Source organism: Amycolatopsis sp. cmx-4-61, assembly GCF_046548775.1.
Classification (GTDB): domain Bacteria; phylum Actinomycetota; class Actinomycetes; order Mycobacteriales; family Pseudonocardiaceae; genus Amycolatopsis.
Window position 1 is genome coordinate 66,397 of sequence record NZ_JAEBEI010000018.1, and the last position, 21,899, is coordinate 88,295.

A 21,899-nucleotide genomic window follows, 5' to 3' on the forward strand; every position below is an offset into this window, starting at 1 on the left:
GGACGCCCGAGTACCGGGAGCCGGCGTCAGGCCGGGCAGCTGACGTCGTGCTCAGGGGCCGCCAGCGTGAGCAGGTAGCGGTCGGCGGCCGAGCGGGCGCAGGCGTTGCGCGGGTAGACGCCGTGGCCGGCGCCTTCGTAGGTCAGCAGCGTCGTGTTCGAAGGTGCCTGGCGGTGGATGGCCAGCGCCCAGGCGTACGGGGTCGCCGGGTCGTACCGGGAGTTCAGCAGCAGGATGCGCGGCGCCCGCGGGATGTCCAGCCGGTGCGGCGGGTTCGCCGGCGGACCGTGGACGCCGAGGCACGCCATCGTTTCGCTGTGGCTCAACGTGCTGCCGCGCATGATCGGCCCCCGGCGCAGCTCTTCGGCGTGCAGCGCGGAGTACTGCGCGAAATCCCGGATCCGGAGGTCGAAGTCCTGGCAGACGACGGCCAGCCGGATCGAGGCGTAGTTGTAGGAGAACTGCGCGGTCACCGGCGGGTTCCCGGCCGCGGTTTCGGCGATCGCCTGGGCCGCGTCGGGCCAGTCCGGGCCGTACATGTCCTTCAGCACGCGGTCGCGCAGGTCGCTCCGCTCCGGCGCTTCGGTCACCGCGAGGGCTTTCTGCCAGACGGCGAAGACGTCCTGGCCGTGCAGCGCGCAGGTCGTCGTCCGGTCGCACCACGCGGCGAACCGGCGGAACGCCCCGTCCGCGGCGGCGGCCCGGTCACCCAGGAACCGGTCGAGGCCGGCGCTGTGGTCGATGGAGCTGTCGAGCACCATCGCCCGGACCCGGTCGCCGTGCAGTTCGGCGTACTGCTGACCGAGCAGCGTGCCGTAGGAGAGGCCGAGGAAGCTGAGCCGGGGCTCGCCGAGCGCGCGGCGGAGCGCGTCCATGTCCCGGGCGTTGGCCGCGGTGTCCGCGTGGTCGAAGACGGGCCGGTTGCGGGCCCGGCAGGTGGAGACCGCCCGCTCGCTGTACTCGCGGAGCGCGGCGAACGCGGCGCGGTCGGCGGGCTCGTCGCCCGGCGGCCTGCCGGTGTCCGGGCACTCGATGAACTCGCTGTGTCCGGTGCCGCGCACGTCGAAGCCGACGACGTCGAACCGGGCCTGGACCTCCGGGCTGAAGAAACCGGGTGTCAATGCGAATTCCGCATTCGACGAGCCGGGGCCCCCGAGATCGGCCAGCAGCACTCCCATGCGGTGCGCGGAATCCGTGGCGCGGTGCCGGGCCACCGCGAGTGCGATCGACGGCCCGCCGGGGGAGTTCCAGTCCAGCGGCACCCGCAGCGTGCCGCACTCGCCGTCCGGCGGGCCGGGGCTGTCGGGGTCGTCGGGGCAGGCCGTCCAGACGATCGGGGCCGGTGTCCAGTTTTCGCCGGTCACGGCGGGAATGGCGCCGGTGAGCAGGAGTGCGCTCGCCAGAACGGTTCCCAGCACCCCGCGGCTCCTCTCGGCGCAAACCCCGACTTCGCCGACCGTAGGGCGTCCGGGGTCCGGCCTGCAAGAGCCGATCGGCCGGTGGGAGCGTTCCCGGCCGTCGGCTGCGGTGCTATTCCGGCGCGGTCGTTTCCCGGGGCACGCTCAAGCGCCCGCTGTCATCCGGTGATCGGTGACATCGGAGCGAAACGGTCTTCTTCTTTCCGGCCTCGCTTCTTTCCGGCGCCGCGCGACACCGTTCGTGCGGTCCGCGCGGCAGGAACTGCCGTAATCGGGAGTCAGGCGGCGGCTTTCCTGCGCTTTCGCGAAGAGGGCGCGGACGATTCCGGCTCGCTGCCGTGCACCCGCTCGAAGGCGGCGACGACTTCGGAGGAGAGCCGGCCCCGCTCGGAGACGTCGTAGCCGTTCGCGTTCGCCCAGGCCCGGATCCGCTGGTTGCGCTCCCGATCGGCGGCCGTGGTGGACTGCCCGGTGGCCACGCGCACCTTCCGCCCGCCGACGCGCCGGCCGGCGCCGATGTAGCGCGCCAGTTCGTGCCGCAGGGCGGACGCGTTCCGGTCCGAGAGGTCGATTTCGAAGGTGACGCCGTCGAGGCTGAACTGGACGGTCTGGGCGGCGGTGCTGCCGTCGAGGTCGTCGAGGATCTCGACCGAGACTTTCTGGGCCACTTGGGTGCTCCTCCGGTGGATGTGCGCTCGAGAACGCGAACAGCACAATGCGTTCGCCGGAAGTGTATCCACAACCGGCGCGAAAGGGAATTCAACTCACAGGGAAAGGGTGCGGTCCGTTCGGCGTAATTGCCCGGCATCGGACCAGGAAGCAGGCACGGGAGCCGATCAGCGCGGCGGCGGGGAAATGGGCGAAGTCGCCTCAATGGGTGAAGAACGCCTCCGGCTGGGGGCCGCGGGCCGGGGTCGCGGCGTGGCTGTCGCGGGGGTGAACGTGCTGGTGGGATGGGTCTACTGTGGACGTCCATTCGGGATCGTGGCCGGTGACGATCGGGTGGAGGCTGAGTCTTTTGCGGCATTGCGTTCCCGGAATGTCGCTGGGGGTGGGTGACGGGTGGGAGTGCGGAAACGGGGAGGTGGTGGGCCCGTCGCCGCTGCGGCGGGTGCCCGGGGTGCGCCCGCCGGGCGTGCCTTGCGTCGGCTCGCGTCGACCGTCCGCAGCCTCGGTGGCGATCTGTGGGGCCGGGTGCCTCTGCCTCCGCCACCCCGCGGACTTCGCCGAGGCGCCCATGGCTACACCGAGATGCGGCGCCGGGTGTCGCAGACAGCCGTTCGCGTTCCGTCACCCCGCCGGCGCCGCCCGCGGCCCCGTCACCTCCCGGCGCTGCCCGCGGCCCCGTCACCCCGCCGGCGCCGCTCGCCGCCCCGTCACCCCGCCCGCGGCCGCGCCGGGCCCGGTGGCTCCGCGCTGCCGCGTCGGTTGCCCGAGCTCCGCGCCAGCCCCTGTGGGGGTCCTGCGGATCCATGGGGCACGCAGGTCCGCACGCACGCGGCGCCCCGGCCGAGTCCTTCCGGGTCTCTCGCCGACTCTCGCCCGCGCTGCGGTCCCATGCCCTCATCCGTGGCCGCTTCCCTACTGGCCGCGCGCCCCCGGCGCCCGGGGCGTTCCGGGGTGCTCGCCGGCTACCGCGCGGGGCCGCTCTCGATCCACGCGGCCCTCCGTCCGTCGCGCGAGCTCTGCGTCGGTCCGGGTGGCGGCACCCTCACTCGTCCCCGGGGCGGCCGGGGGTGACGACAGGCGGACCGGCTCGGAGATCAATATCCCCGTGGCCGCCGAACGGAGACGCCCCGCGATCTTGGGCGCGCTACCGAACCGGGCGCGGACTCCAAGCGGGCGAACGGGTCCCGCTGCGGAAGGGGACGTTAACCTTCCGGTTCGCCGATCCGAACCGAACTGGATGCCCAAGGCCGCCGCCGTTCAAACCGCTTCCCACGCCATTCCCGCGTCACCTTTGTCCGCTTGACGACTTCCCGTGCAGGATCTGCGCCTGCGGCCTGTTGGATCGATCATTTCACCGAACTGGCCCTTCCTTCCGCGTTACCCGCCAATCGGGTGACGTGCAGTAAGCTGAAGCACAACTGTCGAAACTTGCGTACCTTGCCCCGTGGGGCCGGTAGCCACCCGAGTGCCGAGGTGTCTTCGCAGGTGAGCGCCTTGCCGTAAAGTCAAACCTCCCAATCGAGGTAACATTTTCCGGCAGAAGAGTGAACATTAATCAACGGTGTACTACTCGCTGTCCGGGTAAAGCCGCGCGATTTTTGGACATTTTCGCCAATGCTCCGTTCGGCGGTACGAGCAACGCGTTCACTCGGTAGCGTGATGCCAATCCGGCTGGTCTTGGGGGTTCTCGACTGCCGGGTGACCGACCTGTTGCACGAAGAACGCCGGTTGTCGCGAGCGTTCGGCGGTCGCTGGGGCCTAATCGGCACAGCGGGGGTGCCGTCGAAAACGGAACTGTTTCCGGGTGTCGCCACGCGGCTGTCACGGTGGAAAGGATCAATGTGTCTCGCGCTCGTTCCTGCAGGTTCGCCCGGTGGGGGGCACCCCGGGCGGATTTGTTGAACGAGTGGCAAAAAGCCGCCCGCCGGGGTGGGGGCGAAGGCCCGGTTTTCCCGGTCGCCGGCCACACCTGCGTGTCGTCTCCCAGCGCCCGGACGCGCCTGCGCTGACCTCATCCGTGCTCGAAAGGTTCCTGCAATGCCGCGATACGACGTCTCGGTTCCCGACGCCGACGACGACAGATCGGTCCCCGCGCGTACCCTCGCCGGGCTGTTCGAAGCGCAAGCCGCGCGCACCCCGGCGGAACCGGCCCTGACCGGCGCCGACGGCACCCTGACCTACGCGGCGGTCAACGCGCGGGCGAACCGGCTGGCGCGGCTGCTGATCCGGCACGGTGCCGGCCCGGAACGGGTCGTCGCGCTCGTTTTGCCGCGGTCGGCCGACCTGGTCGTCGCCGAGCTGGCGGTGGCCAAGGCCGGGGCCGCCTTCCTGCCCGTCGACCCCGACCAGCCCGCCGAGCGCATCGCCTTCGTGCTCGACGACGCGGACCCCGTGCTCGTGGTCACCCGCGAAGCCACCCACGAAGTCACCCGCGAAAGAACCGGCAGCACCACCCTCGACCTCGGCGAACCGGGCCTGCTCGACGACACGGGAAGCGATCCCGACGCCGACCCCACCGACGCCGACCGCGCCCGCCCCCTGCACCTCGACCACCCGGCCTACCTCATCTACACCTCCGGCTCGACCGGCGTGCCCAAGGGCGTGCTCGTCACCCACCGCGGCCTGGCCGGCTTCTTCGCCGCGATGCGCGAGCACTACGACGTGCGCCCCGGCGACCGGGTCCTCGAGTTCTCCTCCCCGAGCTTCGACGCCGCCATCCTCGAGCTCGGCATGGCGCTGCCCCACGGGGCCGCCCTGGTCGTGCCCCCGCCCGGCCCGCTGCTGGGCGACCGGCTTGCCGACGTCCTGGCCGAACACGAAGTCACCCACGCGCTCATCCCGCCCGTCGCGCTGGCCACGCTGCCGAAGCACGCGCTGCCGGCCTTCCGCACGGTGATCGTCGGCGGGGACGCCTGCCCGCCCGAACTGGTCCGGACCTGGGCGCCCGGCCGCCGGATGATCAACTCCTACGGCCCCACCGAGTTCACCGTCGTGGCCACCTGGAGCGACCCGCTCGTCCCCGGCGGCACGCCGCCGATCGGCCACCCGCTGCCGGACGCCACCGCGTACGTGCTCGACGAGGCCCTGCGCCCGGCCGCCACCGGCGAGCTCTACGTCACCGGCCCGGGGCTGGCCCGCGGCTACCTCGACCGGCCCGGCCTGACCGCGAGCCGGTTCGTCGCCGACCCCTTTGGCGAGCCCGGCGCCCGGATGTACCGCACCGGCGACATCGTCCGCCGGACCGCGGACGGCGAGCTGGAGTTCGTCGGACGGGCCGACCACCAGGTCAAGATCCGGGGCTTCCGGATCGAACCCGGTGAAATCGAAGCGCTGCTCCTGCAGCAGGAAGGCGTCCGCGAGGCCGTCGTCGTCCCCCGCGAGGACCGCGTCAAGCGCCTGGTCGCCTATTTCGTCGGGGACGCCGATCCGGCGGACCTGCGCGCCGCCGCGGCCGACCGGCTGCCGCCGTACATGGTCCCGGCCGCCTTCGTCGTGCTCGACGCGATGCCGCTGACCCACCACGGCAAGCTCGACCGCGACGCGCTGCCCGAACCCGACTGGCAGGCCCAGGTCCGCGCGGCCCACACCGCGCCCCGGACCCCGGCCGAGCACGCCCTCGCCGAGATCTGGGCCGACGTGCTCGGTGTACCGGAGGTCGGCGTCGACGCGGACTTCTTCGAACTCGGCGGCGACTCGATCCTCGGGGCACGCGCCCTCGCCCGCATCCGCGCCCGCTTCGGGGCGGAGCTCTCCCCGCGGGTCGTGTTCGACGCCCGCACCATCGCGAAACTCGCCGAGCTGCTGCCCGACGACGGCGTCCCGGCCGGCGGGATCGAGCCGGTGACCCACGACGCCGTGGTGCCGCTGTCGCCGGTCCAGCGCCGCCTGTGGGTCCTCGACCAGCAGAACCCCGGCAGCACCGAATACAACGCCGGGGTCGGCCTCACCCTCGAAGGCCCGCTGGACCGCGACGCCCTGCGCGCCGCGCTGGACGCACTCGCCGCGCGGCACGAGTCACTGCGGACGACGTTCCGCACCGTCGACGGCGAGGGCGTCCAGGTCGTCGCCGACGACGGCACCATCCCGCTGCAGGAGGCCGACGCCGAGGCGGACCTGGACGCGCAGCTCGCCGCCGAGCTGGACCGCCCCTTCGACCTGGCCACCGGGCCGCTCACCCGCGCCCTGCTGATCCGCCGCGGCCCGGACGAGCACCTGCTCCTGCTCTGCCAGCACCACATCATCACCGACGGCTGGTCGGTCGGGCTGCTGGTCGACGAGCTCGCCGCGCTGTACGCGGGGGAGAAGCTCGATCCCCTGGAGATCGGCTACCGCGACTTCTCCCGCTGGCACCACGACCGGCTGGCCGGCTCCCTGCGGGAGGAGCAGCTGGGGTACTGGCGCGCGCAGCTCGCCGGCCTCGAACCGCTCGACCTGCCCACCGACCGGCCCCGCCCGCCCGTGCGGGCCACCGAGGGCGCGATCCGCCGGTACACCCTGCCCGCGGACCTCGCCGGGCAGCTCGCCGAACTCGGCCAGGACACCGGCGCGACCCTGTTCACGACGCTGACCGCGCTCGTCCAGGTGCTGCTGGCCCGCTACGCCGGGCAGGACGACGTCGCCGTCGGCACCGCGGTGTCCGGCCGCGACCACGACCAGCTCGAACGGCTCGCCGGGTTCTTCGTCAACACCCTCGTCCTGCGGTCCGCGGTGGACCGGGGAGAACCGTTCGACCACTTCCTCGGCCGGGTCAAGGAGACGACGCTGGCGGCCTTCGCCGCCGCCGAAGTCCCCTTCGACCAGGTCGTCGACGACCTGCGGCCGGCCCGTGACCCGAGCCGGACCCCGCTGGTGCAGGTCCTGCTGGTACTGCAGCAGGACCTGGTCCGGCCCCGGGAGGCGGGCGCCCTCCGCCTGGGCGAGCACGACCTGCCCCGCCCCCGGGCCCGGTTCGACCTCGTGCTGGAGTTCCAGCCGCAGGGTCGCAGCTTCGCGATCGAGTACGACACCGCGCTCTTCGACGCCTCGACGATCGACCGCTTCGCCGGGCACCTGCGGGTGCTGGCCGAGGCCGTGGTCGCCGAGCCGCACCGGCCGGTGGCCGAGCTGCCGCTGATGGGGGCCGCCGAGCTGGCCCACCTGCGCGAGCTGGCGCACGGGCCGGTGCTCGAAGCTCCGGCCACCACGCTGCCGCAGCTGTTCGAGGCCCAGGCGGCCCGCACCCCGGACGCGGTCGCGGTCGTCTGCGACGGCCGCTCGCTGACGTACCGGGAGCTCGACGCGCAGGCCAACCGGCTCGCCCGGGTCCTCGTCGAGCGGGGCGCCGGGCCCGAACGGTTCGTCGCCGTCTCGCTGCCGCGCACCGAGCGCATCCTGGTGGCCCTGCTCGGCGTGCTGAAGTCGGGCGCCGCTTACCTCCCGGTCGACCCGGCCTACCCGGCCGACCGGAAGGAGCTGATCCTCGAGGACGCCGCCCCGGCCCTGCTGCTCACCCCGGACGGCCGCGGCCCGGGCTCCGTGCCCGCCCTCGCGTTCGACGACCCCGCCCTGCTCGACGGCCGGGCGGACTCGCCGCTGGGCCGCGCGACGAACCCGGACCACCCCGCCTACGTGATCCACACGTCCGGCTCGACCGGCCGGCCCAAGGGCGTCGTGATCGCCCACCGCAGTGCCGCGAACCTGATGGCCTGGGCCGAACGCGACTTCAAGGACGTCTTCCGCCCCGGGTCCACCGTGGTCGCGTCGACGTCGCTCAACTTCGACGTCTCCGTGTTCGAGGTCTTCGCGCCGCTGATGACCGGCGCCACCGTCGAGGTCGTGCGGGACGTGCTGGCCCTCGGCGAAGGCGAGCAGGACGGCCGGCCGGTCGGCCTGGTCAGCGGCGTGCCTTCGGCGTTCGCCCAGCTGCTGGCCCAGGGCGCGGTGTCGGTGCGGCCGTCCACTGTGGTCCTCGCCGGTGAGGCACTCACGCTGCACGCGCTGCACGACATCCGGAAAGCCCTGCCGGACAGCCGGATCGCGAACATCTACGGGCCCACCGAGTCCACTGTGTACGCCACCGCGTGGTACCACGACACCGACCGCACGCCGCCGATCGGCCGCCCGATCGCCGGGATCCGCGCGTACGTGCTCGACCGCGGGATGCGGCCGGTCCCCGTCGGCGTTCCCGGCGAACTGCACCTCGGCGGCGCCGGCGTGGCCCGCGGCTACCTCGGCCGGCCGGGCCTGACCGCCGGCCGGTTCGTGGCCGACCCGTTCGGCGAGCCGGGGATGCGGATGTACCGGACCGGCGACGTCGTGCGCTGGACCGCCCGCGGCGAGCTGGAGTACCTCGGCCGGGCCGACGACCAGGTCAAGATCCGCGGGTTCCGGATCGAGCCCGGCGAGGTGGAAGCCGCGCTGCGGAAGCACCCGGACGTGACCGAGGCGGTCGTGGTCGCGCGCACCGACGCCGGGCACCAGCGGCTGGTCGCCTACGTCGTGCCCGCCGCCCCCGCCGACCTGCGGGAGTTCCTCGGCGCTTCGCTGCCCGCCCACCTCGTCCCGTCGGCGTTCGTGCCGCTGGACCGGCTGCCGCTCAACCCCAGCGGCAAGCTCGACCGGCGCGCCCTGCCCGCCCCGGACTTCACCGGCGGCGCCACCCGCGTCGCGCCGCGCACCGAGACCGAACGGCTGCTGGCCGCCATCTGGGCCGACGCCCTCGGCCTGCCCGAGGTCGGCGTCGAGGACAACTTCTTCGAACTCGGCGGCGACTCGATCCTCAGCATCCGGCTCGTGTCCGAGGCGGCCAAGGCCGGCCTGCGGATCACCACCAAGGACGTCTTCCGGCACCAGACGATCGCCGCGCTCGCCGCGGCGGCCGGGGTGGCCGAGCCCGCGGCGCCCGCGGCCGAGCGGCCCGCGGCGAGCGGCGAGGTGGTCGTCACCCCGATCCAGCACTGGTTCCTGGACACCGACCCGGCCGACCCGGACCACTTCGTCCAGCAGCTGAGCGTCCGGCTCGCCGACGACGTCGACGAAGACCGGCTGCGGGCCGCGGTGAACGCGGTCGTCGCCCACCACGACGCCTTCCGGCTGCGGTTCCGCAAGACGGCCGGCGGCTGGACGCAGGAACACGCCGAACCGGGCGAGGCCGACGTCTTCGGCGCGGAGATCGACGTCGAGCACGGCCCGCTGGTCAGCGCCGAGCTCACCGGCACGACCCTGCGCCTGGCCGTGCACCACCTCGTGGTGGACGGCGTCTCGTGGCGGATCCTGCTGGAGGACCTCGACCACGCCTACCACGGCCGCGACCTCGGCCCCCGGACGACGTCGTTCCAGGAGTGGGCCGCCCGGCTCGCCGGGCACGACTTCGACGGCGACCTCCCGTACTGGCGGGCGGTCGACGGCGCCCAGATCCCGCTGGACACCGACGGTGCCGGCACGGTCGCGAGCACCCGGACGGTGACCACCCGCCTGGACGCCGAGCTGACCCGGGCGCTGCTGCAGGACGTCCCGGGCGTGTACCGCACCCAGGTCAACGACGTGCTGCTGACCGCCCTCGGCGGGGCCCTGCGCCGCTGGACCGGCGCCGGGAAGGTGCTGGTCGACCTCGAAGGCCACGGCCGGGAGGACCTGTTCGACGACGTCGACCTGTCCCGCACGGTCGGCTGGTTCACCTCGATGTTCCCCGTCGCGCTCGACGTCCCGGGCGGCGACATCCCGGACGGCGACATCCCGGACGGCGACGTTGCGGCGCGGCTCAAGTCCGTCAAGGAGCAGCTGCGGGCGATCCCGGCCCGCGGCCTGTCCTACGGCGTGCTGCGCCACCTCGCCGGGACCGCGCCCGCGGTGACGCCCCGGCTCAGCTTCAACTACCTGGGCCGCTTCGAGGCCGAGGGCGAGCTCTACCGCGGGCTCGAGCGGGAACTGGAACTCGAGCAGCACCCCGCCGACGTCCGCGCGCACGCCGTCGACGTCGTCGCCCGGGTCACCGACGGCTGCCTGGAGATCTCCTGGTTCTACTCCGACCGGCTGCACGACGAAGCCACGATCCGCACGGCCGCCGACGATCTCGTCGACGGGCTGGCCGGGATCGTCGCGCACTGCACGCGACCCGGGGCCGGCGGCCGCACGCCGTCGGACTTCCCGCTGGCCGCCCTCGACCAGGCCGCGGTGGACCGGCTCGCCGGCGACGGCCGCGACGTCGAGGACATCTACCCGCTCACCCCGGCCCAGGCCGGCATGCTCTTCCACCGGCTCACCGGCGGCGGCCGGCACGCCTACCTCCAGCAGGTGACGTTCGTGCAGAGCGACGTCCCCGACCCCGAAGCGCTGGGCCGCGCCTGGCAGCGGGTGGTGGACCGCACCCCGGTCCTGCGCACCCGGGTGGTCTGGGACGGCCTCGACGAGCCCGTGCAGGTGGTCCACCGGCAGGTCATCCTGCCGATCGAGTACCGCGACTGGACGAGCGAGGCCGCCGACCTCGACGCCGTGCTGGCGGCCGACCGGGACGCCGGCCTGGACCTGGGCGCACTGCCGCTGATGCGGCTGCTGCTCGCGCGCGTCTCGGCGACCGAGGTCCGCGTGGTCTGGACGTTCCACCACCTGCTGCTCGACGGCTGGAGCCTCTTCCAGGTGCTCTCCGACGTCGCGGCGGCCCACGCCGGGCGCGAGCTGCCGTCGCGGCGGCCGTTCCGCGACCACGTCCGGTGGCTGTCCGAACAGGACGGACTGGCGGCGGAATCCTACTGGCGCGAACGGCTTTCCGGGCGGCCGGAGCCGGCCCGGCTGCGCACCGACCGCGCGCCGGGCGGGCACGCGGTCGAATCGACGGCCTCGCTGCGGATCGAGCTGCCCGCCGGGCCGCTGCGCACCGCCGCGCAGCGCCACGGGCTGACCCTCAACACGCTCGTCCAGGGCGCCTGGGCGGTGCTGCTGGCCCGCCACACCGGACGGCCGGAGGTCTGCTTCGGCACGACCGTCGCCGGACGGCCCGCGGAACTGCCCGGGGCCGGCGAGATCACCGGCATGTTCATCACCACGCTCCCGGTCGTCGCCGACGTCGACGAGCGCGCGGCGGCCGTGGACTGGCTGCGCGCCCTCCAGGACACCCAGGCCGAGGCCCGGCGGTTCGACCACCTTTCCCTGGCGCGCCTGCAGAACTGGGGCGGGGAGTTCGACACGCTGCTGGTGTTCGAGAACTACCCGGTCACCGCGGAACTCGGGCTGCGCGACCTGCGGGGCGTCGAGACGACCAACTACCCGCTCAGCGTCGTCGCCTACCCCGGACCGGAGCGCCTGGAGTTCCTGTTCGGCTACGACCCGCAGCTGTTCGACGCCGAGACGGTCGCCGGGTTCGCCGGGCACCTGCAGACCCTGCTGTCCGAGTTCGCGACCCGGCCGCAGGAGCCGCTCGCCCGGCTGCGCATGCTCACCGGCCCCGAACAGCAGGACGTCCTGGGCCTCGGGACCGGTGCCGCGCTGGACCTCCCGGACGCGACCGTGCCGTCGCTGTTCGCCGAGCAGGTCCGCCGCACGCCCGACGCCGTCGCCGTCACCGGCGGCGAAACCCTGACCTACGCGGAGCTGGACGCCCGGGCGAACCGGCTGGCCCACCGCCTGCTCGCCCTCGGCGCGCAGCGGGACGGACTGGTCGGGGTGCTGCTGGGCCGCTCGGCCGACGTCGTCGTCGCCGAACTGGCGGTCCTCAAGGCCGGGGGCGCGTACCTGCCGCTGGACGCCCGCGCGCCGCGGAGCCGGCTGACGGCGCTGCTCGACGGCGTCCGCGTGCTGGTCACCGACGACGCCGGCCGGGCGCTCGCCGAAGACGTCCACAGTGGACCGGTGGTGGCGGTCGACGAGGCCGGCGACGAGCCGTCCGAGGCGCCGGATGTCCCGCTGCGGCCGGAAAACCTCGCGTACGTCATGTACACCTCGGGGTCGACGGGCACGCCCAAGGGCGTCGCCGTCAGCCACCGGGCCGTCGTCGGCCTGGCCGGGGAGCGGTCCTTCGCCGACCCGGCCCACCGGACCGTGCTCATGCACTCCGCGCTGGCCTTCGACGCCTCTACGTACGAGCTGTGGGTGCCGTTGCTGAGCGGCGGCCGGGTCGTCGTCGCCCCGCCGGGGGACGTCGACGCCGACGTGCTGCGCCGCGCGATCACCACGCACGGCGTGACCGCGCTGTTCATCACCGCGGGGCTGTTCCGCGTGCTGGCGCAGGAGGACCCCGGCTGCCTGCGCGGGGTCCGCGAGGTGTGGACCGGCGGCGAAGTGGTCCGCCCGGCCGCGGTGCACCAGGTCGCGGAAGCCTGCCCGGGCCTGACCGTGGTGGACGTCTACGGGCCCACCGAGACCACGACGTTCGCCACCCGGTTCCCGCTGCCGCCGGGCGAGCCGGTGCCGGACGTGCTGCCGATCGGGCGGCCGCTGGACGACACGGCGGCCCACGTCCTCGACCACGGGCTGCGGCCGGTGCCGCCGGGTGCCGTCGGCGAGCTGTACCTGGCCGGCAGCGGGCTGGCCCGCGGCTACCTCGGGCAGCCGGGGCTGACCGCGGAACGCTTCCTGGCCGACCCCTTCGGCACGCCGGGCGCGCGGATGTACCGCACCGGCGACCTCGTGCGGTGGACCCACGCCGGGGTCTTGGAGTTCGTCGGCCGCGCCGACGACCAGGTGAAGATCCGCGGCTTCCGCGTCGAGCTCGGGGAGATCGAGACCGCGCTGACCGCGCACCCCGAGGTGACCGAGGCCGTCGTCGTCGCGGTGGAGTCCGGCGGGACCAAGCGGCTCGTCGCCTACGTCGTCGCGACCGGAACGCCGGACCTGCGCGAGTTCCTGCTGCGGTCGCTGCCGGACTACCTCGTCCCGGCCGTGTTCGTGCCGCTGGAGGCGTTGCCGCTCAACCGGAACGGGAAGGTCGACCGCCGGGCGCTGCCGGCCCCGGACTTCGTCTCCGGGCTGGGCTACCGCGCGCCCGCCACCGAGGCCGAGCGGCTGCTCGCCGGCATCTGGGCCGAGGTGCTGCGGGCGGAGCGGGTCGGCGCCGACGACAACTTCTTCGAACTCGGCGGCGACTCGATCCTGAGCATCCAGGTCGTCTCCCGGGCCCGCCGGGCCGGCCTCGACCTGATGCCCGGCCAGGTCTTCGACCACCCGACCGTCGCCGCGCTCGCCCTCGCCGCCACCCCGGCCGCCCCCGCCGCGGCCGTCGCCGACGCCGGGCCGGTGACCGGCGAGGTCCCGCTGACGCCGGTGCAGCACTGGTACCTCGACCCGCGGCCGGTGCACCCCGAGCAGTTCGTCCAGTCCGTTTCGGTGGAGCTGCCCGCTGCGCCGGACCCGGCGCTGCTGCGCCGCGCGCTGCGCGATCTCCAGCTGCACCACGACGTCCTGCGGCTGCGCTTCACCGCCGACGGGCAGCACCACGCGCCCGACGCCGTGGACGTCCTCGACGCCACCATCGACCTCGAGCAGGGCCCGCTGCTGCGCGCCGAACTGTCCGGCACGACGCTGACGCTGGCCGCCCACCACCTGGTCGTCGACGGCGTTTCGTGGCGGATCCTCCTGGAGGACCTGGAAACCCTGCTGGCCGGCGGCGAACTCCCGGCCAAGACGACCTCGTTCCGCGACTGGGCCCGCACGCTGGCCCGGCACGCGGCCGACGGGTTCTTCGACGACGAACTCGCCCACTGGACGGCGATCGACGCCGACCCGGCCCTGCCGGTCGACGCCGGCGGCGAGAACACCTACGGCGCGGCCCGCTCGGTGGTCGTGCGGCTGCCCGCCGGGCCCACCCGCGCGGTGCTGCACGACGTGCCGGGGGCGTACCGGACGCAGGTCAACGACGTCCTGCTGACCGCACTCGGCCGTGTCCTGGGGGACTGGACCGGCCGGGACCGCGTGCTCGTCGACCTCGAAGGCCACGGCCGCGAGGACCTGTTCCCCGGGATCGACCTGTCCCGCACGGTCGGCTGGTTCACCTCGATCTTCCCGGTCGAGCTGACCTCGTCCGGCGAGGACTGGGGCGACGCCCTGAAGACGACGAAGGAACGGCTCCGCGCGATTCCCCGCCGCGGCCTCGGCTACGGCGCCCTGCGTCACCTCACCGGCACCGCCCCGCGCCTCGAACCCCGGATCAGCTTCAACTACCTGGGCCGCTTCGACCACGGCGGCGGCCTGGGCGGCGCCGCGCACCCCGCGCAGACCCGCGCGCACCAGCTCGACGTCGTCGGCGCGGTCGTCGGCGACGAGCTGGAACTGACCTGGCACTACGCGGAAGGCGTGCACACCGAGGCCACCGTGCGCCGGCTCGCCGAGGCCCTCCTCGAAGCGCTCGCCGGGATCGTCGCGCACTGCGCCCGGCCGGACGCGGGCGGCCGCACGCCCTCGGACTTCCCCCTCGCCCGCCTCGACCAGGCCGCGGTGGACCGCCTCGCCGGCACCGGCCGGACGGTCGAGGACATCTACCCGCTCACCCCGATGCAGTCCGGCATGGTCTTCCACAGCCTCGTCGACGGGGCGGGTGGGACGTACCTCAACCAGGTGCGGCTGCGGCTGACCGGTGTCACCGACCCGGAGCGGTTCGCCCGGGCCTGGCAGCAGGTCGTCGCGGACACGCCGGTGCTGCGCACCCGGGTCGTCTGGGACGGCCTCGACGAGCCCGTGCAGGTCGTCGAGCGGTCCGTCACCGTCCCGGTCGTGCACCTCGACTGGACCGCACTGGACGACGACGAGCGCGCCCGGGAGCAGGAGCGGTACCTCGAAGCCGACCGCGCCGAGGGCTTCGACCTGACGGCGGCCCCGCTGCTGCGGCTGGCGTTCGCCCGGCTGCCCGGCGGCGACGTCCTGCTCCTGTGGACCTTCCACCACGTGCTGCTCGACGGCTGGAGCGCCGCGCAGGTGTTCGGCGAAGTGTGCGCGCGCTACGCGGGTGCCGCCGGGACCGGGCACCGCCCGCCGTTCCGCGAGTACCTGCGCTGGCTCGGCGAGCAGGACACCACGGCCGCGGAAATCCACTGGCGCGAGCAGCTCGCCGGCCTGCGGACCCCGACGCCGCTGCCCTACGACCGCCGTCCGGTGGAGGCCCACCGCGCGCGGTCGGCCGCATCGGTCCGGGTGTCGGCACCCGCCGACGGGCTGCGGGAGCTGGCGCGGCGCGCCGGCCTGACGCTCAACACGATCGTCCAGGGCGCCTGGGGCCTGGTGCTGTCCCGCTACAGCGGCGAATCCGCCGTGGTCTTCGGCACCACCGTGTCCGGGCGGCCCGCCGAGCTGCCCGGCGTCGAGTCGATGGCCGGGCTGTTCATCAACACCCTGCCCGCGCCGGTGACCGTCCACGACGGACTGACCGTGGCGGACTGGCTGCGTGACCTGCAGGCGGCCCAGGCGCGCTCGCGCCGGTTCGACTTCGTGTCACTGGCCCAGCTGCAGACCGGGGCCGGCGGCAGCACGCTGTTCGACAGCATCCTGGTCTTCGAGAACTACCCGTTCGACACCGAAGCCGTGGCCGCCTACGGGATCGGCCTGCACGAGGACGGCGAACTGCAGCCGACCAACTACCCGCTCAGCGTCGTCGTCGCGCCGGGGGAGCGGCTGACGGTGTCGTTCGACCACGACCCGGACCTGTTCGACCGGGCCACGATCGAGCGCCTGGCCGGCCAGCTCGTGCTGGCCTTGGAAAGGCTCGGCGCGAACCCGGAAGCGCGGGTCGGCGAGCTCGACCTGCTCACCGAGGACGACCGCGAGCGCGTGCTGCGGACGTTCAACGACACGGCCCACCCGGTGGCCGGCGCCACGGTCGTCGGCCGGTTCGCCGAGCAGGTCCGCCGGACGCCGGACGCCCTCGCGGTCGACGACCTGACCTACACCGAGCTGGCCGCCCGCTCCGACGGGCTCGCGTGCCGGCTGGCCGAGCTGGGGGTCGGGGCCGAGGACCGGGTCGGGCTGCTGCTCGAGCGGTCGGCCGACGTCGTCGTGGCCGAGCTGGCGGTGCTCAAGGCGGGCGCGGCGTACGTGCCGGTCGACCTGCGGGCCCCGGCGGCCCGGATGCGCCTGGTGCTGGCCGAAGCCGACGTCGCCGTGGTGATTTCCGACCGGTCCTGTTCGGACGTCCACACCGGACCGGTGGTCCGGGTCGGCGAAACCGGCCACGGTGCGGTGCCGGAGGTCACCGTGCGCCCGGAAAACCTGGCGTACGTGATGTACACGTCCGGATCGACGGGCCAGCCGAAGGGCGTGGCGGTGACCCACCGCGACATCGTGGCCCTCGCCTCGGACCGCTCGTTCGCGGGCGCGGCGCACCGGACGGTGCTGCTGCACTCGCCGCAGGCGTTCGACGCCTCCACCTACGAGGTCTGGGTGCCGCTGCTGAGCGGCGGCCGGGTGGTCGTCGCCCCGCCCGGCGATGTGGACGCCGACGTCCTGCGCGAGGTCGTCGCCGGGCGGGGGGTCACCGCGCTGTGGCTGACCGCCGGGCTGTTCCGCCTGCTGGCGCAGGAGGACCCGGCGTGCCTGCGCGGGGCCGGGGAGGTGTGGACCGGCGGTGACGTCGTCCCCGCCGCCGCCGTGCGCCAGGTGCGCGAAGCCTGCCCCGGCCTGACCGTCGTCGACGGCTACGGCCCCACCGAGACGACCACCTTCGCCAGCCGGTTCTTCGTGGCGCCGGAGGACGCGGTGCCGGAGGCGATGCCGATCGGCCGGCCGCTGGACAACATGGCCGCCTACGTCCTGGACGCGGGGTTGCGGCCGGTCGCGCCGGGCGTGGCGGGCGAGCTGTTCGTCGCCGGGGCCGGGGTGTCCCGGGGGTACCTCGGCCGGCCGGGACTGACCGCGGACCGGTTCGTGGCCGACCCGTTCGGCGCGCCCGGCGCCCGGATGTACCGCACCGGAGACGTCGTGCGCTGGACTTCGGACGGCGTGCTGGAGTTCGTCGGCCGCGCCGACGACCAGGTGAAGATCCGCGGTTTCCGCATCGAGCCGGGCGAGATCGAAACGGCACTGGCCGCCCACCCGGAGGTCGCCGAGGCCGTGGTGATCGTCCGCGACCGGCGCCTGATCGCCTACGTCGTGACGGCCGGGCAGCCGGACCTGCGCGGGTGGCTGCAGCGGGACCTGCCCGACTACATGGTGCCCTCGGCGTTCGTCACGCTCGACGCGCTTCCCCTGAGCGCCAACGGGAAGGTCGACCGCAAGGCGCTCCCGGAACCCGCCGCCGAGCCGGCGGCCGGGTACGTGCCGCCGCGCACGGAGACCGAACGCGTGCTCGCCGGGGTCTGGGCCGACGTGCTCGGCGTGCCCGGCGTCGGCGTCGAGGACAACTTCTTCGAGCTCGGCGGCGACTCGATCCTGTCCATCCAGGTCGTCTCCCGGGCCCGGCGGCACGGTCTCGCGCTCACCCCGCGGGACCTGTTCGCCCACCAGACCGTCGCCGCGCTGGCCGTCGCGGCGGGCTCGGCCGCGGTGACCGTGGCCGAGCAGGGCCCGGTCACCGGCTCCGCCGCGCTGACCCCGATCCAGCACTGGTTCTTCGCCGGGGACTTCGGCGACCCGAACGGGTTCACGCAGTCGGTGCGGATCGAGCGGGCCGAGCCCTTCGACGTCGACACCCTGCGCGCGGCCCTGGCCACCCTGGCCGGGCACCACGACGCCCTCCGGATGCGGTTCACCGGCGGTGGCCAGGAGAACGCCCCGATCGAACCGGCCGAGTTCCTGGGCGCCGGGATCGACGTGACGAGCGGGCCGCTGCTGACCGCCGAACTGCTGGAGCCCGCGATCCTGCGGCTGACGGTCAACCACCTCGTCGTCGACGGCGTCTCGTGGCGCATCCTCCTGGAGGACTTCGAAACCGCCTACCGCGGCGGCCCGCTGCCGCCGAAGACGACGTCGCTGCGCGACTGGGCCAACCGGCTCGCGGAGCACGCCGAGGCGGGCGGGTTCGACGACGAACTGCCGTACTGGCGCACCGCGCTCGCCGTCGACCCGGCCCTGCCGGTCGACAGCGAAGCCACGGGCGAAGGCGCCGGCACGGTGACCACCCGCCTGGACGCCGAGCTGACCCGGGCGCTGCTCCAGGACGTCCCGGGCGTCTACCGGACGCAGGTCAACGACGTGCTGCTGGCCGCGCTCGGCCGGGTGCTGGCCCGCTGGACCGGCCGCGACGGCGTGCTGGTCGACCTCGAGGGGCACGGGCGCGAGGACCTGTTCGCCGACGTCGACCTCTCCCGCACGGTCGGCTGGTTCACCTCGCTGTTCCCGGTCGCGCTGCGGATCGAGGAGGGCTGGGGCCCGCTGCTCAAGTCGGTGAAGGAACAGCTGCGCGCGGTGCCCCGCCGCGGTGTCGGCTACGGCGCGCTGCGGTACCTGACCGGGACCGCGCCCGCGCTCACGCCGGAGATCAGCTTCAACTACCTGGGCCGCCTCGACGGCGCGGCCGGCAGCCTCGACTCGGCGGTCGGGGACGGCGCGGGCCGGGCGCACCTGCTCGACGTCGTCGGCCGGGTGGACCGGGACTGCCTGGAACTGACCTGGTACTACGCCCGCGACACGCACACCGCCGCCACGGTGGAACGGCTGGCCGCCGAACTGGTGGCCGCACTGGGCGAAGCCGTCGCGCACTGCGCCGAGCCCGGCGCGGGCGGCCGCACGCCGAGCGACTTCCCGCTGGCCCGGCTGGACCAGCGGCAGGTCGACCGGATCGCCGGCGACGGCCGCGGGGTGGCCGACATCCACCCGCTCACCCCGATGCAGGCCGGGATGGTCTTCCACGGGCTGTCCCAGGAGTCCCAGGGCGTCTACTTCGAACAGGTCACCGCGGTCCTCGACGGCGTCGCCGAGCCACGGGTCATGGCCGAAGCCTGGCAGCACGTCGTCGACCGGACGCCGGTGCTGCGCGGCGGCATCGTCTGGGAGGACGTCGCCGAGCCGCTGCTCGTGGTCCACCGCGAAGCGCGGGTGCCGGTCACCGAGCTCGACTGGCGGGACCGCGACCGCGAGGAGGCCTTGCGCGAGCTGCTCGCCGAAGACCGCGCGCGGCCGTTCGACCTCGCGGCGGCCCCGCTGCTGCGGGTCACCCTGGCCCGGCTGCCCGGGGACGCCGTCCAGCTCGTCTGGACCTTCCACCACGTCCTGCTGGACGGCTGGAGCGTCTTCCAGGTGCTGTCCGACGTCTGCACCGCCTACGCGGCCCTGCGCGACGGCACGCCGCCCGCCCTGCCGCACCGCCGCCCGTTCGGGGACTACGTCACGTGGCTGAGTGGCCAGACCGCCGAGGGCGCCGAAGAGTACTGGCGCCGCGAGCTCGCCGGCGTCACCGAGCCGACACCGCTGCCGTACGACCGCGTGCCCGCGTTCGCCCACGAGACGAGCTCGTCGACGTGGGTGGGCCGCGACCTCGGTGAGGCGGCGACCGGCCGGCTGGCGGCGTTCGCCCGGCGCGAGCGGCTCACCGTCAACGCCGTCGTGCAGGGCGCCTGGGCGCTGCTGCTGGCCCGGCACAGCGGCGAGGACGACGTCTGCTTCGGGGCCACCGTGTCCGGGCGCCCGGCCGGGCTGGCCGGCGTCGACGACATCACCGGGATCTTCATCAACACGCTGCCGGTGCGGGTCACCGCCGACCCGGCGGCCCCGGTCGCCGGCTGGCTGCGCGGCCTGCAGACGGCCCAGGCGGAATCGCGCCGGTTCGAGCACGTCCCGCTGACCGCGGTGCAGGCCTGGAGCGGCGTCGAGGGCGGCCGGAACCTGTTCGACAGCCTCGTGGTCTTCGAGAACTACCCGGTCACCGCGGACGACGTGGCGGCGCACGGGGTGCGGCTGCGCGAGCTGCAGGCGATGGAAACGACCAATTACCCGCTCACCGTGGTGGCCGCGCCCGGCCCGCGCCTGTCGCTCGGCCTCGGCTACGACCCGGCGCTGTTCGACGAGAGCACCGTCGAGCGGCTGGCCCGGCAGCTCGAACACCTGCTGGAAGCGATCGCCGACGACCCGGCCCGGCCGCTGCGGGAGTTCGACGTCCTCGACGCCGCCGAACGCGAGCAGGTCCTCGTGGCGTTCAACGACACCGCCCACGAGGTGCCGCCGGTCACGCTGACCGAGCTGATCGAGGCCCAGGCGGCCCGCACGCCCGACGCCGTCGCGGTGGTTTCGCGCGAGGAGCGGCTCACCTTCGCCGAGCTCGACGCGCGCGCCGACCGGCTGGCCCGGCTGCTGGCCGCCCGCGGAGCCGGGCCGGAGCGGATCGTCGCGCTCGCGTTGCCGCGATCGGTGGAGATCGTCGTCGCGCAGCTGGCCGTGCTGAAGACCGGCGCCGCCTACCTGCCGGTCGACCCGGACTACCCGCCCGAGCGGATCGCGTTCATGCTCGCCGACGCGAAACCGGTCGTGGTCGTGGCCCGGCCGGGCACGCCGCTGCCCGTCGACGACGTGCTCGTCCTCGACGGCCCAAAGGTGGACGGCCCAGAGGTGGACGGCCCAGAGGTGGACGGCCCCGGGGCCCAGGGCCCGGCTGCCCCCTTGGGCCGGTCGGTGCCGCTCTCCGCACCGGCGTACGTCATCTACACCTCGGGCTCGACCGGCACGCCCAAGGGCGTCGTCGTCACCCACGCCGGCCTGGCGAGCTTCTCGAGCGCCGAAATCGCCCACTTCGACGTCCGGCCGGGCGACCGCGTGCTGCAGTTCTCCTCGCCGAGTTTCGACGCTTCGGTGCTGGAACTGTGCATGGCGCTGCCCGCGGGGGCCGCGCTGGTCGTGCCGCCGCCCGGGCCGCTGCTCGGCGACCACCTGGCCGCCGTGCTGCGCGACGAAGGCGTCACCCACGCCCTCGTCCCGCCGGTGGCCATGGCGAGCGTGCCGGACGTCGAGCTGCCCGCGTTCCGCACCCTGGTGGTCGGCGGCGAAGCCTGCCCGGCCGACCTGGTCGCCCGCTGGGCACCGGGGCGCCGGATGATCAACGCCTACGGGCCCACCGAAACCACCGTGGTCGCGACGTGGAGCGAACCCCTCGAACCCGGGGCCACCCCGCCGATCGGCCGCCCGATCCGCAACACGCGCGTCCGCGTCCTCGACGCGGCCCTGCGCCCGGTGCCGATCGGGGTCGCGGGGGAGCTGTACGTCTCCGGCGCCGGCCTCGCCCGCGGGTACCTCGACCGGCCGGGGCTCACCGCCTCGCGGTTCCTCGCCGACCCGTTCGGGGCGCCGGGGACGCGGATGTACCGCACCGGCGACCTGGTGCGGTGGCGGGCCGACGGGACGCTGGAGTTCCTCGGCCGGGCCGACGACCAGGTCAAGATCCGCGGCTTCCGGATCGAGCCCGGCGAAATCGTGGCCGTGCTGCGCAAGCACGAGGGAGTCCGTGACGCGGCCGTCGTCGCGGACGGCCAGCGGCTGATCGCCTACGTCGTCGGCGAAGCGGGTCCCGGCCTGCGCGAACACGTCGCCGCCACCCTGCCGGCCCACTACGTGCCCGCCGCCTTCGTCCCGCTCGACGCGCTTCCGTTGACGGCCAACGGAAAGCTCGACCGGCGCGCGCTGCCCGCCCCGGAGGTTCCGGTGGACAGCGCGGAGTACGCGGCCCCGGAAACCGAGACCGAAGAGGTCCTCGCGGCCATCTGGGCCGAGGCGCTGGACCTCGACCGGGTCGGCGTCCTGGACAACTTCTTCGCCCTCGGCGGCGATTCGCTGCGCAGCCTGCGGATCACCTCGATGACGAAGTCCGCCTTCGACGTCGAGCTCACCCCCAAGGACGTGCTCACCGCCGGCACCGTGCTGGCACTGGCGGAGCTCGTCGAAGAACGGGTCCTGCAGGACCTCGAGCGGCTCGCCGCCGGCCAAGACCACTGA

The 21,899-nt window shown here is 74.2% G+C and carries 3 protein-coding genes; 1 reads left to right on the plus strand and 2 read right to left on the minus strand.

The genetic code is table 11. The features are described from left to right. Positions 1-26: 26 nt before the first annotated feature. Positions 27-1,418, minus strand: coding sequence for an alpha/beta hydrolase (locus ACLJOU_RS36580; RefSeq protein ID WP_410573850.1), 1,392 nt, complete (start codon positions 1,416-1,418; stop codon positions 27-29). Between the two features lie 278 nt (positions 1,419-1,696). Continuing rightward, positions 1,697-2,086: a histone-like nucleoid-structuring protein Lsr2 gene (locus ACLJOU_RS36585; RefSeq protein WP_410573851.1), complete on the minus strand. Its 390-nt coding sequence runs from the start codon at positions 2,084-2,086 to the stop codon at positions 1,697-1,699. A gap of 2,038 nt (positions 2,087-4,124) precedes the next feature. Between ACLJOU_RS36585 and ACLJOU_RS36590 the strand changes: the two genes are divergently transcribed. Continuing rightward, a complete protein-coding gene (locus tag ACLJOU_RS36590; RefSeq protein WP_410573852.1) occupies positions 4,125-21,899 on the plus strand; it encodes a non-ribosomal peptide synthase/polyketide synthase in 17,775 nt (5,924 codons plus the stop codon).